Below are 15,751 nucleotides of genomic sequence, written 5' to 3' on the forward strand. Positions count from 1 at the left end.
GTCTGCTTCCAGAGAGAGTGTCGTTAAACCAGGGGTAATTCATAGTTAGCTGGCTTCGCAGAAAGCTCTTACACCTACAGATGATAGCGGTTGGCTTTCCTAATCAATCCCAACAGTGATTGGTTGAGGCGGTGAGTGAAGTGATTGAGTGGAGTCGAGAAGCTTATAAAAATACTAGTCAGTTACACACCTCAGTGGTATTTATAGATATCAATATATATAGCAATCCCAAATGGGTTGTGAGAGGCGCACCCCTCCGGGGTGCGCCTCTCACAACCTGCTAAGCTCACAAATGATTTAGGACTGCTATAGATATTTATATATTGATATTATTCGTTTTAGAGGCTGCTCCGTAGCAGTTGATAAAGGATTGGAGTATGGCAACTCAGCGAACTGTCCTGGTCATTGCTAGTTCAGAAAAGGACGATACTGCCTACCAGCAGCAGTTGCAGCAGGATAGAGGAATGGACTACAACGTTCTGTTGGGTCATGGCAGCACTCTCCTCCCAGCCTTATCTCAATCCTTCCCAAAGCTTGATGGCATTCTTCTAGAACTTGCATCTCCCTATAACCAAAGTTTTCAGCTTTTACGTCGATTACAGGAACACTGGTCTGCTCCTGTAATCGTTATTGATGGTGGCGATACAGAAGTTGCTGTGCAGGCGTTTAAGCAAGGGGCGGTTGACTATCTGGTCAAAGACAGGGCAACCCCGGATGATTTGCGTCTGGCGATGCGAAACGCTATTGAGAATGCAGAGCTGAAACGGGAGTTACAGCGCAGCCAGGAAACCTTTCACACATCGGTGGAAAATATGCTGGACTGCTTCGGCATTTTTTCATCTATGCGGAACGACCTGGGGCAGATTGTGGATTTTCGCATTGACTACCTGAATGCAGCGGCCTGCGAAAACAACCAGATGCCCAAAGCCATGCAGATTGGTCGGGGATTGTGCGAAATTTTACCCGCCCATCGGGAATCGGGATTGTTTGACGAGTACTGTCAAGTGGTGGAGACGGGAGAGCCGTTAATTAAAGACTCGTTGATCTATGACGATAGCTATGGCGATCGCCGCCTGATTCGGGCATTTGATATTCGAGCCACTAAGCTGAATGATGGTTTTGTCGCTTCCTGGCGAGATGTGACCGATCGCCGGCAACTGGAACTGGAGCAGCAGCAAACCGCCCGTGCCCTGCAACAAAGCCAGGAGCGGCTGAATCTAGCCATGAGAGCCGCCAGCATGGGCAGTTGGGACTGGAACATCCAAACGGGGGAGGTTCACTGGTCTACTAACCTGGAGCATCTGTTTGGCATGGCTCCCGGTAGTTTTGATGGGCGTTACGAAACCGTCCGGGCGATGATTCACCCAGAGGACTTACCCAGAGTGGAAGCGGCGATTCAGCGTGCCCTCTACGATCACGAGGAATACAATCTTGAGTTTCGTTTTATCAAACCCGATGGCAGCGTGCGGTGGGCGTTAGGGCTGGGGCGCGTTTTCTATGATGATGACGGTCATCCCGTGATGATGACGGGTGTGGATATGGATATTTCCCACCGGAAACAGGTAGAGGCGGCGTTGAGAGCCAGTGAAGCCAACCTGCGCGGCATGACTGATAACGCCCCCGTCATGATTTGGGTCACTGATCCAACTGGGTACTGTACTTACCTCAACCGGGTCTGGTATGACTTTACCGGACAAGCGGAAGCTACGGCGATTGGGTTTGGCTGGCTGGATGCGGTTCATCCGGAAGACAGCGAATCAGCCAGAGCGATCTTCTTGAGGGCCAATGAGCTTCAAGAATCATTTCGGTTAGAGTATCGGTTGCGCCACCACAGCGGCATCTACCACTGGGCGATTGATGCTGCCCATCCCTGGTTTGGAGAGGATGGTGAGTTTAAGGGATACATCGGTGCGGTCATTGACATTAGCGATCGCAAGCAAGCCGAAGAAGCGTTGCGCCGTTCTGAGGAACGCTATCGCGCCTTGTTTAAGTCAATGAGTGAGGGCTTTTGCATTGTTGAAATGCTGTTTGACGATCGCAACCAGCCCCGCGATTACCGCTTTTTAGAAACCAATCCGGCGTTTGAGCTACAAACGGGACTAAACCAGGCAATTGGTAAGACCGCACGGCAACTCCTACCCAACCTGGAACCCCACTGGTTTGAGATCTATGGCAATGTCGCCCTCACTGGAGAGCCCATCCGGTTTGAACATGGGTCTGACGCGATGGCGCGCTGGTTCGACGTTTCGGCATTCCGAATTGGCTCACCCGCAGAGCGAAAAGTGGCGATCCTGTTTCAGGAAATCAGTGAGCGCAAGCAGGCAGAACGCGAGCTGCAAGAAAATGAGCTACGCTTTCGGACGTTGGCAGACAACATTTCTCAACTGGCCTGGATGGCCGACGAGAAAGGCTGGATTTTTTGGTACAACCAACGCTGGTTTGACTTTACCGGCACCACCCTGGAAGCTATGCAGGGCTGGGGTTGGCAAACCGTGCATCATCCAGACCATGTCGAGCGCGTCGTCGAAAAAATTAGCCAGTGTTTTGCAACGGGTGAAATCTGGGAAGATACGTTTCCCTTGCGGCGTAAAAATGGGGAGTATCGGTGGTTTCTTTCCCGGGCGGTGCCGATTCGTGACGAACAGGGGAGAGTGTTGCGGTGGTTTGGCACCAATACAGACATTACTGAACTCCGAGAAATCGGAAATGCCCTGCGCCAGAGCGAGGAGCGATATCGGTGTTTAGCCGATTCAATCCCCCAGTTGGTCTGGATGGCTAATGGCGAAGGGGGGTTGCTGGATGTCAATCAACGCTGGAAAGCCTTTACAGGTCTAAGCCTGGAACGGGCGCAGACGGAAGGATGGGAAGCCGTGGTGCATCCAGAGGATGTCCCCATCCTCACTCGACACTGGACTGAAGCTGCCCAGCGAGGTACTCATTATCAGGCTGAAGGGCGGATGCGGCAAGCAGACGGCACCTATCGCTGGTTTCTGCACCAGGCGATTCCGCAACGGAATGAGCAGGGTCAAATTATTAAATGGTTTGGCACTGCAACAGATATTGACATCCAAAAACAACTGGAGCTTGATCGCGATCGCCTCCTACAGCAAGAACAGGCAGCGCGGGAAGCTGCTGAACGGGCCAACCGCATCAAGGATGAATTTCTGGCGGTGCTTTCCCATGAATTGCGATCGCCCCTCAACCCGATTCTGGGCTGGACGAAACTCCTCCAATCTCGTCAGTTTGATGCGGCGAGAACAGCCGATGCTTTAGCTACGATCGAGCGCAACGCTAAACTGCAAACCCAACTGATTGATGATCTGTTGGATGTGGCTAAGATTCTACGCGGCAAACTAGTAATGGAGATGGCGACCGTTGATTTAGCGGTTGTGATTGAATCGGCGATTGAGACGGTGAGGACTGCCGCTGCGGCCAAGTCAATCCAACTGCATTCCGTCCTCCCGCAGATCGGACGTATAACGGGTGACTCAGCTCGGCTCCAGCAAATCATCTGGAACTTGTTGTCCAATGCCATTAAGTTCACCCCCAACAATGGACAAGTTAATGTTTTCCTGGATCGGGTTGACAATCAGGCACAGATTACAGTTCGTGATACCGGAAAAGGGATTAACCCCAATTTTCTCCCGTATCTGTTTGAATCGTTTCGCCAGGAAGATGCATCCACCACGCGGAAATATGGCGGTTTGGGGTTGGGACTGGCAATCGTTCATTCCCTTGTCGAAGCACACGGGGGAACAATTGCTGCCGAAAGCTCTGGTGAAGGACAGGGGGCAACCTTCATCGTGCGCTTTCCATTGAGTGATATAGAGCCGCAGGTGCAGCCATCAGAGCAGCACCCTTTGCCAGATCTCGATTTAACAGGCGTTCGAGTCCTGGCTGTGGATGATGACCCTGATGCCCGGGAGCTATTAGCGATGGTGTTGACTTTGTATGGAGCCGAGGTCTTGACAGTCACTTCGGCAACTGAGGTGTTAACCGCCCTGGAGTCGTTTCAACCCGATGTATTGGTCAGCGACGTTGGGATGCCAGACGTGGATGGCTATGGTTTGATCCACCGAATCCGCGCCTTGCCCCCTGAACAGGGTGGGCGCATTCCCGCGATCGCATTGACCGCCTATGCTAGAGAAGAAGATCACCAGCGAGCGATCGCCAGTGGCTTTCAACAACAGGTGACCAAACCCCTGGAACCGGAACAACTGGTACAAGCGGTGGTTGTCTTAGTTCGTGGTTGAGTTGGTGCACGATTGGTAATTGGCTTCGTTCTCTTTTGGGGTCAACGCCAGCTGACCCTCGCGTGCACCGAACGGATTTGAACATTCTAGCTTCGTTTCAATACTATCTGCCGCCAGTGACGCTCGCCGTTATCGTTCATAGGGCATATACAGGCAGAGACTAACTGCCCATCCATCATCTACCATCACCCCTTTCATCCTTTATCCTTTCCTTCTTCTCTCTTCTTTCTTCTTTTTTCCTTCTTCTTTACTTCTTTCTTCTTTTTTCCCTAATGTCCTGCTACGCCATCTTGACGGGCAGCGCGTTGAACGGCAGCGGCGACTGCGGTTGCAACCCGATCGTCAAAGGCGGAAGGGATAATGTGCTCTGGGTCGAGATCAGAGGGTTTGATGAGAGAGGCGATCGCCCCAGCCGCTTCCAGATACATCGAGGTGGTCATCGTTTGGGCACGACAGTCGAGGGCACCCCGGAAGATCCCCGGAAACGCGAGCACGTTGTTGATCTGGTTGGGATAGTCGCTGCGTCCCGTTGCCATGACCGCGACATCCTCGGCAACCAGTTCCGGTTGAATTTCAGGGATCGGATTTGCCATCGCAAAAACAATCGGGTCTTTGGCCATCGATCGCACCATCTCTGGTGTCAACACACCGGGGGCACTCACTCCCATAAACACATCGGCACCTACCATCGCAACCGCTAACGACCCACTCTCGTTGACCGCAAACTCTCGCTTCTGCGGATTCAAATCGGTGCGATCGTGGCTGAGAATACCTTTTGAATCACACATATAAATCGTCTTAGCACCTGCCTTTTGCAGGAGACGGGCGATCGCCACACCTGCTGCACCTGCCCCGTTAATCACGATCTTCACCTGATCCATCGACTTGCGAACCAGCTTCAAAGCGTTGAACAGAGCCGCCAGACTGACGATCGCCGTGCCGTGCTGATCATCATGAAAGATTGGAATATTTAGCTCACGCTGCAACCGAGCCTCAATTTCAAAGCAACGGGGGGCACTGATGTCTTCAAGATTGACACCACCAAACACAGGAGCAATGTTTTTGACCGTTTCCACGATCGCGTCCGTGTCTTGGGTCGCTAGACAGATGGGGAAGGCGTCGATTCCGGCAAATTCCTTAAACAACATGGCTTTGCCCTCCATCACAGGCAAGGCTCCCTCTGGACCCAAATTGCCCAAGCCGAGCACTGCACTGCCATCGGTGACGATCGCCACCGTGTTGCTCTTGATCGTCAGAGAATAGACCTGCGCAGGATCTTCCGCGATCGCCGTACAAATGCGTCCCACACCCGGCGTGTATGCCATCGCCAGATCGCCCTGGTTGCGGAGGGGAATCTTGCTCTGTACTTTGATCTTGCCGCCCCGATGCAGGTTGAAGGTGCGATCGTACACACTCAAGACCTTGATGTCTTCCAACGCCTTAACCGTCGAGACGATCATCTCGGCGTGCTCTGCACTGAAGGCATCCACCGTAATATCGCGCACTAAGACCTTTAACTCTCGCTCAATCAGGTCGATCTGCCCAATGTTGCCCCCAGCCGCTGCGATCGCCTGCGTCACATACGCCAGCATGCCTGCCTGGTTGGGAAGTTTGACACGAATTGTAAGGCTAAAACTGGGGTTGGGTGTCAGTTTGACCATTGCTCTGCTGTTCTCCTTCAGTGGATGAGGAACTCAATTAATGTGCGCCGCGATACAAGCAAATTAAGATCTTACCGCGTAGACACACGCTGATATCGCTCCCATAGCTTAGGCGAGCCGTAGTTTCATAATTGTACTCAGTCACACCATGCTATTACCTACCATCCCCACGTACCTGCACCCCCCTTAAAGGGACCTACGATATCCTTCGTGATCCATCCACCGTAGAAATCACCCGCCTGCGCTTGTACTAGTTCGCCATCGACGTAACATCCATCCATCAAGTGAGCGTAAAACGACACGTGATCTTGAATCGATGCAAATCCAGGGGTGGGATGGGTATAAAACCAAGCCGCGTTTTGCACCTGGCGATCGCCCACTTGAATGGTGTAGTAACTCGCCTGCCCCTTCCATTCACAGAAGGTCGAGCGGGGCGTTTGAATCAGATATTCCATCCGAATGTCTTTCGGCGGAATGTAGTAGGTCGGGGGATGGCTCGTTTCCAGCACTCGCTTGGCGTGATGAGTATCCGCAATTGTGACGCCGTTAAAAATGACTTGAAGGTGCTTACTGGTTTCCTCAAGCCGAGGCGGACGGGGATAATCCCAAACAGATTCTTGACCGGGACCTGGGGGAATGCGCTTCATAAAAAAAGAAAAGAGAAAAAAGAAAAAGAAGGATAGAGGCTAAAAGGGTGAATGAGTATAAAGCTTACTGGGGGTATGTCCAACATTTTGGACTGGTGTAGGCAAGATGCCTACATATGCTTTGGAGTGGAACGCGATCGAGGCGGTTGCCCTAAAAAAATTACAATTCCTATTGGCTCACTCCTCATCTACGCTCCCCACTCCCCATTCCCTACTCCCTATTCCCTTCTTCATCAAACTATACCGCTACTCCTCAGTCCCTATGTTTTCTCGCGATCGCCTCGCTAAATCTCCCGCTTTCATACGGGTAGGCATTTTTTTAGTCACCCTGCTACTCGGTTGGTTGCCATTTGCGGCAGTTCTCCGGGTGATGGTGCAAGATGCCAACCTGTTGAACATTCTGGCGATGTCATTGCTGTTTGTCGAATTTTTGGTGTTGCTGCGGTTCTGGGGTCGGCGCATCTACCGCCAAAGCGCAGTATTTTCTAGCTATGGTTTGGGCATGAGTCGGCAACAGCAATTAGACCTGATGCAGGGACTGGCAATCGGGTTGATCAGCTTATTTATTCTATTTTGGGTACAGGCTGGGCTGGGTTGGGTTGCGTGGCGATCGCCTTCCCCCCACTTGCCCCGATTTTTTCTGGAAGGCGCGTTGACTGGATTTGGGGTTGGTTTTGCTGAAGAACTGATATTTCGCGGTTGGCTGTTGCAGGAGTTAGAGCAAGACTACACTGCCAAAACAGCGTTGTGGATCAACAGTTTTGCCTTTGCCATACTGCATTTTCTGAAACCGTTGGATGAAGTGTGGCAACTGCTCCCGCAAATTGGAGGGTTGTGGTTACTGGGCTTGATTCTGGTATGGGCAAAATGGGCAACTCAGGGGCGATTGGGCTTACCGATTGGACTTCACGCTGGGCTGGTTTGGGGATTTTATCTGATTAATGTTGGTGAATGGGTAGATTACACCCAACAAGTACCAGAGTGGGTCACAGGGATCGATCGCAATCCCCTCGCTGGGATTATGGGCTTACTCGTTTTAAGCGGTTTAGCGATCGCCTTTAGAGGGCGAGCACAGCAGCAGAAGATGTGGTAGGAAGGTTCGCATCTCTGCTATCTTACGTTCATACGATCAATTGTCAGACACTCGTGAGCCGTGGTGCTGTGGCACCTGCTTTCACCTGACACTCCGCTAAACAAGGCTATGGCAAACAGGTCAGAATCATTTTCGCTACCACCCGCTGTGCGACGAGCCGCAGGAGCTTTTCGCATTATCGGATGGATCAGCTTTTGGGCGCAGATTGTGTTGGCAGTTGTCTCTGCCGGAGTTCTATCGTTTGCCAGTCTAAACCTCAACGCCAATGCGCCTCGTCCTAGCATTCCTACTGCCCCAGGGGTGACCCCCGTTGCCACCGACAATTCGATTACAGGCTTCGGATTTTTCTTTGCTGTGTGCGGCTTAGTGGTGCTGTTCATTGGCGCATACTGGGCATTTCGGTATACGCGCTTGTCCCGCCGCTTGGCCACGTCCAATACTCAAATTCGCCCCAAACGCGGAGATGCGGTTCAGGCATTGCGAATTGGATTGTTGATCAATCTGGTCGGGATGTTGCTGACCATCTTGGGAGCACAGGCGATCGTCGGTGCACTTGTTGCCAAATCGATGTCTCAAGGGTTTGCAGTCTTCGCAGGCAGCATTCCCCCTTACATCAGTCCACTACAAATCTTTTTGGTGCAAGCCAACATCAACACCATCATGGCGCACTTCGTGGGAGTCGGGTCTACGTTGTGGCTGATTCAAACCATGAATCGTCAGTAGTTTTTACCTTCCGTCAACGCAGAAATGCAGAAATTTTTCCAGGGCAGTATCCACAACCCATGTGGGATCGTGGATTAAATCAGATAAATCGTTCGCCCTTACACAGTTGCTCGCCCTTACAAAAAAGTGTTGAGTTTATATAGCCGTAGCCACATCGATAGGGCAGAGGCGAGTCAGAAAGCTCCTCCAGAACCAGTGGTTGAGCCATTGCCTTTGTCCTCAACTTTCTGGCCAAAGCTATAATTCCCATTCCTTCAGGCGGCCAGATCTTACAAAACTGTTTAAAGCAACACTTCTACTCGGAGTGGGTGGAGTAGAATAACGACGATAAATTGAAGTGCATCCCTTTGTGATGTATCACAGTTTGACTTCACCTTTTAGAGTGAGGGGTGATGACCTGCACGACTGCCCTAAACCATCCAAGCATTCGTTTTTCAGGATTCAGGTAACCTGTGTTAAATCATTTGTGCTCAGTTGCACTCAAGGGATCGCAATTCTTCTAGAGCGTCACGCCAAGCCTGTCATCCGTGATGTCAGTCCTAGTATCAATCTTTTGCCACTCATTCATAATTTCGTGAGGTTGAACCATGCCGACGATCGCCGATCGCTATGCTCGTTTATCTCGTGCCTATGTCCAGCTTTCCGAGCGGTTTCACAAGTTGGATGTAGAGCACATGACCCTCAAAAGCAAACTGTTACCGTTACTCAAGACGGTCAAATCCTGGAAACAAACGATCGCCACTTTAAAGCAAGACAAAACCGATTTAGAAGCGCAATTGCAAACCCTATCCGCAAAATATGAAGAACTTCGGGTCTTTGAATTGTTACTAGAGGCAGCCGCACAAGCCGATTTGATCGAAGCTGAAGAGCAGGTGAAATTAGTTGAACAAACCATCCAAGAGTTTGAGGCAGATGCGGATCCCGACTTGAGCGAAACTGAGAAGCAATTGCTTTTGGAATATGAAACCGAGTCTGCTTCTTTCCTCTCGGTCGAGAGCAACGGTTATCATGCCGTGGCACCTACCCTGAGTGACATAGGAGATTTGAGTGCTGAACCTGCTTCATTAACTTAACCGGCGTTCGGGATCAAGTTGCAGGGGTGGAACCCTTGGCTGGAGGAGCAGCCCTCACACCCCTTTGTCCTGAATAAGTGGCGGTAGCTACACATACAGTCAACCGCGATCGCACTGGTACTGCACAGTGAATTTGACAGGGGAGGTGTAAAGGATTCAGGGGGTCGAGGAATGGCTAGGGGATAATTCGGTCACTCCTCCACTCCTCTACCCCTCTACGATCGGCTGTCATAATTCCTATGGTCAACTACTAGAGACGATCGCGGTTGAAAGCCCGGATAAACTCCTGCTTGCAGACAATCCACATGTAGATCATCAGATTCAGGGTGGCTAACAATGTACTCCCGTCTTCTAACATTGCAGGAGTCCCCTCACCAGGGATAGGGGTCATATCCACAACGGCACCGAAGACCAACAATCCACCAGTGCCCAACAACAAGACATACGGCGTCTTCAAAACCCTTCGCCAAAAGACTCGTCCGTATATGAGAGAAATCCCACCATAAAACAAAAACATCACGATCTTTCGGATGTCTTCAAAGACATAGAGAATAATCGTAATTCGGAAAACCCGATCTAACAAAATCAGCCCAATCACTCCGGCTGAGCAGACTAAGAACCAATCTACTTTATGCCTGGGATGCAACTGGCTCAAGAGAACACTGCTGAACCCACAGATTGCAACGGTTGTACAGAGCAATAGATTAGATAGAGTCGTCAGCGCACCAAAGTAGGGGTGATCTGCATAAAATGGTGCTCCAAAGAGCCGCTCTACAACTTGACCACTGCTCCACAATCGAACATAAACCGTTAATGCTAAAAATGCCAGCAACGTGATTCCATTTAGCCAAACAATTGCTCGCTCTGTTTGCAGTTGATTGAGCAATTGGCTCAGAAATGGACGAACGCTAGAAATTGCTGACATAGCTCACCGTATTAATCCACTCAAACTGATCCTAGCAATGTCACTGAGAACCAGAATCAAGGTGTGATTAAGTTACTGTGAGATTATAGTGAAGAGCACGGCTAATCATCGGGATAAGCAGCGATCGCAATGCCCACATCGCATCGATTTTGCATCATCCCCAAAACCAAAGGCCTGTAGCAAAAACTTCCAACGACACTCCGAGGTTGTGAGGAATTGCAGCATTTGCTGAACTCCCTGCTCCTGTTTTGGAAATTGGGGTAGTTGAGTCGAGGTGAGGACGTAGTGAAATGGGTCTTGCCAGTTCAACTGTCCGCTGCTGTGGAGGAGAGACAGGGCGATCGCCCCCTGCTTAAATTGAGTCGTGATCGTATTCACATCTCCTTCGGTCGGAAGCTGTTGTACTAATTCTTGGGCAAGGCGTTGTTGCGATCGCACTCGCTCTTGAAAGAAGTGCAACCGTTGCTTATCCTCTGGGTCAAGCCAACCCGTCGGTTCACTCACCAGAGTCAGTGCGTCAGCCGCTTTTCCATCCCGTCCGGCTCTACCGACTTCCTGCACATATTCGGATAGCAACATTGGGGCATGAAAGTGAATCACCCAACGGACATCAGGTTTATTGATCCCCATGCCAAAAGCGGAGGTGCAAACCACAAACTGAAGATCACCTTTCAGCCAGGCAGTTTCCATGTAGCGGCGTTCATCCGGACTTAGACCCGCATGATAGGCAGCGGTTTTATATCCCTTCTCAGAAAGCCAGGTAGCCAAGCTTTCACTATCTCGACGAGTGCGAACATAGACTAAGCCCGCTTGCTCCGGGTGTTGCCGAATAAATTTGAGTAGTTGCTGCCGTCGTCCACGTGGGGTCCAGGTTGTTTGAACTGCCAGATGCAGGTTAGATCGATAGGGGTTAAGCCGAAAAATATCTGGGTTCTTGAGTCCCAACACGTCTTGAATAACCCCCTGCGCATGAGGATCAGCGGTCGCCGTGAAGGCAGCAATCCCAATTCGAGTATTGGGTGGTTTGCGTTTTACCAATTCCAATCGGGCTGCCCCCAGTCGTCGATAGGTAGGACGAAAGGTATCTCCCCACTGCACCAAACAATGTGCCTCATCTAAAATCAGCCCATTGATTTTGAGGTGGGGCTGACACAAGACCTCCCACACTGGTGGGCTGAGGAGTGTCTCTGGCGATAAATACAAAAGCCGTAAGTGTTGTCGTTGCACATCTAAGAGGGTCTGTCGCCGCTGATAGCTAGGCAACTCACCATGGAGCAGAGCAGCGGGAAGGCTGCGCTGATGCAGTTCCTGGACTTGATTTTCCATGAGAGCCACTAACGGGGAAACGACAAGCGTCAGCCCTGTCCGCAGTAAAGCTGGCAATTGAAAGCAAATGGATTTCCCGCCGCCAGTGGGCATTACCACTAACGCATCTTGGTGTGCCAAAAGGCTGTGAATAATTTCTCCTTGAGGTGGGCGAAAGTCGTCATAACCCCAAATTCGTTGGAATGCTGCACGAACATAATCCCACCCAGTCTGTTCTGAAAGGTGCATCCCTAAATCTCAACGCTCCCTTCTAAGAATTCCCACAGAGCTATTATTTTGCTCATAACAACAAAGTATTACAGCCATGTGCAAGTTGGTTCAGTCCACGGATGGCAGGGGTGAAACCCCGGGTTGGGGCGCAGCCCCCCACACCCCTTTGTATAGCTGTAGCGGTGGTGTTCCAAACCTGTTGATAACCTCTGTAAGACCCCCTGTAGTCCCCCTTACCAAGGGGGACGGCGACAGCCGGGGGTTAGTAGCAACAGATCTGAAACACTACCCAAAATCCCTCGCTTACAAAATCGCCAAAAAATAGCAAGAGCGAGGAATTTTGCCGCTTAATAAGAGCTGAACTTTGTGGCTACAGATTAAACCGCAGCAGAGGCAGGATAGCAAACCTTGGTACCACCTAGACCACAGTAGCCGTTGGGATTTTTAGCCAGATATTGCTGGTGATATGCTTCAGCGTAATAAAACTCTGGAGCATCCAGGATTTCAGTGGTGATCTTCCCGTATCCCTGAGCACTCAATGCTGACTGATAAGCATCCCGTGAGGCGATCGCCTGTTGCTTTTGCGCTTCAGAATAGGTGTAGATTCCAGACCGATACTGTGTGCCAACGTCATTGCCCTGGCGCATTCCCTGAGTGGGATCATGGCTTTCCCAAAAGACCTTCAGCAGTTGCTCATAGCTGACTACTTTAGGGTCAAACGCCACGAGAACCACTTCATTGTGTCCTGTCATGCCAGTACACACTTCTTGATAGGTGGGGTTTGGAGTCACACCTGCCGCATAGCCTACCGCTGTGGTAAACACTCCCTCTTGCTGCCAAAACTTGCGCTCAGCACCCCAAAAACAGCCCAAACCAAACATCGCAACTTCTAAACCATCGGGAAAGGGTGGCTTTAGGGGATGACCATTGACAAAGTGAGCCGGGGGTACTGGCATTACCGTTGACCGCCCAGGAAGTGCCTCCTGGGGGGTGGGAAGAGATAACTTTTTGCCAAATCCAAAGATTGCCATGAGTTCCTATTGCGACTTTACTTCCCTCATCATAAAACGAAGTTTTAGATGGTGCAGGGTGGATACTACGGCAGACCAGTGTGGAAGCTACGCTGAGCTGCGATCGCCCCAGAGTTATTTCTCCGTCAGTGTCCAAACGCCATCATTCCACGTCTCGTCATCGGGTGGATGGGTGAGGTAATAGGTACACCGCTCCATGTGAAGTTTAGCCGCTTTGTCATCATTGTTTAGCTCATCCACAATGGTGGCAAACTCATTCAGGGCAAGTCTGAATTTGCGATCGAGATAGTATGACCGACCTTTTTGATAGAGGTCAATGGTTCTCAGTTGGCGGTCATTCAGGGGGTCATCGGTCAGACCGATCAATTCGTAAATGCTAACGGGTTTGTTCTTGCCTTTAACCCGAATGCAATCGAGTTCTCGTGCCCAGATGCGATCGGCGCAGGGTTGATAGGTAGTTTCGCTAATCACAATATCAGTGCCATAGAGTTTACTGGCTCCCTCTAAGCGAGAACCCAGGTTAACCCCATCACCAATCGATGTAAATTCGACCCGTTGCTTAGAACCAATATTGCCCGTGACCACGACATCAGAGTTAATTCCAATTCCAATTCTGATAATTGGCTGATCGCTCTCAATGCGTTTCTCGTTAAACTCCTCAAGCCGATGCCGCATGTCAATCGCCGTTTTAACCGCTTGATAGGCGTGATCCTCAATCGGTAGAGGAGAACCAAAGACTGCCATGATGGCGTCTCCAATGTACTTATCGAGGGTGCCTTTGTTTTCAAAGACAGCTCCTACCATCGCCTCAAAGTATTCGTTGAGCATCTCCACGACTTCTTCGGCTTCCATCGTCTCGGTCAAGGTTGTGTAGCCCCGAATATCAGAGAACAGCACGGAGACTTCTCGGCGATCGCCTCCCAGCTTGACTTCACCGCCTTTGAGCACCTGTTCTGCAATTTCCTGGCTCATATAGCGATACATAGTGCTCTTGAGCCGTTTTTCGTCACTGATGTCATCCATCACAACGAGTGCGCCCGAAACATTGTTGCTATCGGTTGCATCCGCAATGGTGTTAATCGACAGGTTAATGCTGTGTTGTTCTTTTTTATTAGCGGTTTGCAGGGTTTGATCAGGGTAATATTCCTGTCGGTCTTTGTGGTCTTCGGCATTGATGACCGAGTAGAAGTACTCGGAAAACTTACCTTTTTCAAGTTGGACCAGTTCTGTGACCAGTTGCCCTTCCAGGGGTTTGCTTTCATCTAAACCCAGCAGTTTTTTCGCACTTTCATTAGCGGCAATAATCTTGCCGTCTTTGTCGGTTGAGATGACCCCGTTGGAGAGCGATCGCAAAATGTCGCGTTGGGTCTGTTCCTGCTGTTTAACCGTTGCAAAGAGCTTGGCATTTTGCAGAGCAACCCCTGCTTGAATGTTGAATGCCTGCATGAACTCCAGGTCATTGCGGTTAAAACTAGCTCGCCAGCATTCGGGGGCTTCGGGATAATTCGCTGGATCGTAGGGCGGATGATCGCCTTGCTTGCGCTTGTTAATCAGTTGAGTCACTGCAATCAACTCATTATCAGCGTTAAACACCGGCATACATAAGATGCTGCACGTCCGATACCCCGTTTTTTGATCCGTCTCTTTCGAGATCGCAGAGTTGGGATGATCGTACAAGTCAAAGGGAATTAGTAATGGCTCACCTGTCGTTGCCACCTGACCCGCAAAGCCAGCCGACATGGGAATGCGGTATTCCTTTAACTCATTATTAATGGGAATCTTCGTCCATAACTCATGACTATCCCGATCCAGGAGCCACAAAGTACTGCGATCAGCTTGCATCAATTCCTTGGCTTCCTCCATCACCCTGCCCAGGGTTTCCTCTAGATCCAGGCTGCTCTGGCTCAGGGATTTAGTCGCCTTCATTAAAGCGGATGCGGCGCGTTGCTTTTGAGTTGCTTTATAGAATGAGCGAGAGGATTCTAAAATCAGGCGGATAGAGGGAGCAAACTCTTCAAACAGTTGCTCATCATGGCTAGAAAATCCATCCATGTCGATCTTATCTTCCAAGGTCGCATGGGGATCATAGTTCAGCTTCAGCTTATTCAGCAGTTGCACCACTGCCACCAAGTCACCCTGCTCACCCAGCAGCGGCATAGCCAACATGGTGTAAGTGCGATAGTGATTCTTTTTATCCGATTCTTGTGCGGTTTTAGAACGGGGATCGTTATAAAAATCGTAGGGAATGTTAACCACAGCTTTGGTGGTTGCAACTTCCCCCGCAATTCCAGCTGTTTTCGGGAACCGCAGCTCTAGATTGTTACCGTTTTCGTCTTTAGCAACAATCGACCACAGCTCATCCTTCTCTTCATCTAAAAGGAAAATAGTAGTGCGATCGGCGTTTAACAGTTCACCTGTTTTCAACGTAATCGATCGCAGCATTTCATCCAAAATGGCATCAAACCCTTGTGAACTCAACATGTCATCCAACATGGAGAGGGTCTGATTGACCACCTGAAGTTTCTGCTCAACATCCGTGACGACCTGTTTAAAGGTGTCTTGCGTGAGGGGGGCTAAAAAGCTTGAGAATGACCCGCGAGTAGTTGCCAGAGCACCTGTAGGAGGTGCATTCAGGTCAGCATCAGAAAGGGCGATCGCCCCTTCAGCTGGAGTCATCGGTTCTGCAAGCGAGTTGTATTCTTCTACCTTCTCAACCTGGGCAATAACATCAATGACATCAGCCATGCCAGAGGAGTCCGTATCCATGCGACGGGGATGCATATCTACTACCGTTGAATCTGGAGGGGCT

General features: G+C 50.4%; 10 protein-coding genes. 4 read left to right on the forward strand and 6 right to left on the reverse strand.

What is annotated here, in order from left to right; translation table 11 throughout:
• Window positions 1–377: 377 nt before the first annotated feature.
• Complete coding sequence (locus tag H6G89_RS17860; protein ID WP_190508790.1) at window positions 378–4,253, forward strand: PAS domain S-box protein; 3,876 nt, start codon at window positions 378–380, stop codon at window positions 4,251–4,253.
• 269 nt (window positions 4,254–4,522) lie between these two features.
• Here the strand turns inward: H6G89_RS17860 and H6G89_RS17865 are convergent, their stop codons facing one another.
• Both H6G89_RS17865 and H6G89_RS17870 read right to left on the reverse strand, forming a co-directional pair.
• Window positions 4,523–5,914: a malic enzyme-like NAD(P)-binding protein gene (locus tag H6G89_RS17865; RefSeq protein ID WP_190508792.1), complete on the reverse strand. Its 1,392-nt coding sequence runs from the start codon at window positions 5,912–5,914 to the stop codon at window positions 4,523–4,525.
• Window positions 5,915–6,072: 158 nt separating this feature from the next.
• Window positions 6,073–6,561, reverse strand: a complete 489-nt coding sequence (locus tag H6G89_RS17870) for a DUF427 domain-containing protein (RefSeq protein ID WP_190508794.1) — start codon at window positions 6,559–6,561, stop codon at window positions 6,073–6,075.
• Between the two features lie 106 nt (window positions 6,562–6,667).
• Between H6G89_RS17870 and H6G89_RS17875 the strand changes: the two genes are divergently transcribed.
• The 3 genes from H6G89_RS17875 to H6G89_RS17885 all read left to right on the forward strand — a co-directional run bounded on the left by H6G89_RS17875 (window position 6,668) and on the right by H6G89_RS17885 (window position 9,450).
• On the forward strand, window positions 6,668–7,654 hold the full coding sequence (locus H6G89_RS17875; protein WP_309229974.1) for a CPBP family intramembrane glutamic endopeptidase: 987 nt from the start codon (window positions 6,668–6,670) through the stop codon (window positions 7,652–7,654).
• 108 nt (window positions 7,655–7,762) lie between these two features.
• A complete protein-coding gene (locus H6G89_RS17880; RefSeq protein ID WP_190508796.1) occupies window positions 7,763–8,377 on the forward strand; it encodes a DUF3611 family protein in 615 nt (204 codons plus the stop codon).
• Window positions 8,378–8,964: 587 nt separating this feature from the next.
• Window positions 8,965–9,450, forward strand: a complete 486-nt coding sequence (locus tag H6G89_RS17885; RefSeq protein ID WP_190508798.1) for a hypothetical protein — start codon at window positions 8,965–8,967, stop codon at window positions 9,448–9,450.
• 250 nt (window positions 9,451–9,700) lie between these two features.
• On the opposite strand, the gene H6G89_RS17890 is transcribed toward H6G89_RS17885, so the two are convergent.
• The 4 genes from H6G89_RS17890 to H6G89_RS17905 all read right to left on the reverse strand — a co-directional run bounded on the left by H6G89_RS17890 (window position 9,701) and on the right by H6G89_RS17905 (window position 15,618).
• Window positions 9,701–10,375 (reverse strand): hypothetical protein, encoded by a 675-nt coding sequence (locus H6G89_RS17890; RefSeq protein WP_190508801.1) that lies wholly within the window; start codon window positions 10,373–10,375, stop codon window positions 9,701–9,703.
• Between the two features lie 105 nt (window positions 10,376–10,480).
• On the reverse strand, window positions 10,481–11,929 hold the full coding sequence (locus tag H6G89_RS17895; RefSeq protein ID WP_190508803.1) for a RecQ family ATP-dependent DNA helicase: 1,449 nt from the start codon (window positions 11,927–11,929) through the stop codon (window positions 10,481–10,483).
• A 359-nt stretch (window positions 11,930–12,288) separates the two neighbouring features.
• Window positions 12,289–12,942 (reverse strand): peptide-methionine (S)-S-oxide reductase MsrA, encoded by a 654-nt coding sequence (msrA, locus tag H6G89_RS17900; RefSeq protein ID WP_190508805.1) that lies wholly within the window; start codon window positions 12,940–12,942, stop codon window positions 12,289–12,291.
• A gap of 114 nt (window positions 12,943–13,056) precedes the next feature.
• Window positions 13,057–15,618, reverse strand: coding sequence for a GAF domain-containing protein (locus H6G89_RS17905; RefSeq protein ID WP_375539699.1), 2,562 nt, complete (start codon window positions 15,616–15,618; stop codon window positions 13,057–13,059).
• Between the last annotated feature and the right edge of the window lie 133 nt (window positions 15,619–15,751).

This window comes from Oscillatoria sp. FACHB-1407, assembly GCF_014697545.1.
Classification (GTDB): Bacteria; Cyanobacteriota; Cyanobacteriia; order Elainellales; family Elainellaceae; genus FACHB-1407.

What these genes read in the sequence shown, in the direction of transcription:
- H6G89_RS17865 (WP_190508792.1), bottom strand. Translation starts at nt 5,914, where the DNA reads ATGGTCAAACTGACACCCAACCCCAGTTTTAGCCTTACAATTCGTGTC.
- H6G89_RS17885 (WP_190508798.1), top strand. Translation starts at nt 8,965, where the DNA reads ATGCCGACGATCGCCGATCGCTATGCTCGTTTATCTCGTGCCTATGTC.
- H6G89_RS17880 (WP_190508796.1), top strand. Translation starts at nt 7,763, where the DNA reads ATGGCAAACAGGTCAGAATCATTTTCGCTACCACCCGCTGTGCGACGA.
- H6G89_RS17905 (WP_375539699.1), bottom strand. Translation starts at nt 15,618, where the DNA reads ATGACTCCAGCTGAAGGGGCGATCGCCCTTTCTGATGCTGACCTGAAT.
- H6G89_RS17890 (WP_190508801.1), bottom strand. Translation starts at nt 10,375, where the DNA reads ATGTCAGCAATTTCTAGCGTTCGTCCATTTCTGAGCCAATTGCTCAAT.
- H6G89_RS17860 (WP_190508790.1), top strand. Translation starts at nt 378, where the DNA reads ATGGCAACTCAGCGAACTGTCCTGGTCATTGCTAGTTCAGAAAAGGAC.
- msrA (WP_190508805.1), bottom strand. Translation starts at nt 12,942, where the DNA reads ATGGCAATCTTTGGATTTGGCAAAAAGTTATCTCTTCCCACCCCCCAG.
- H6G89_RS17870 (WP_190508794.1), bottom strand. Translation starts at nt 6,561, where the DNA reads ATGAAGCGCATTCCCCCAGGTCCCGGTCAAGAATCTGTTTGGGATTAT.
- H6G89_RS17875 (WP_309229974.1), top strand. Translation starts at nt 6,668, where the DNA reads ATGCCTACATATGCTTTGGAGTGGAACGCGATCGAGGCGGTTGCCCTA.
- H6G89_RS17895 (WP_190508803.1), bottom strand. Translation starts at nt 11,929, where the DNA reads ATGCACCTTTCAGAACAGACTGGGTGGGATTATGTTCGTGCAGCATTC.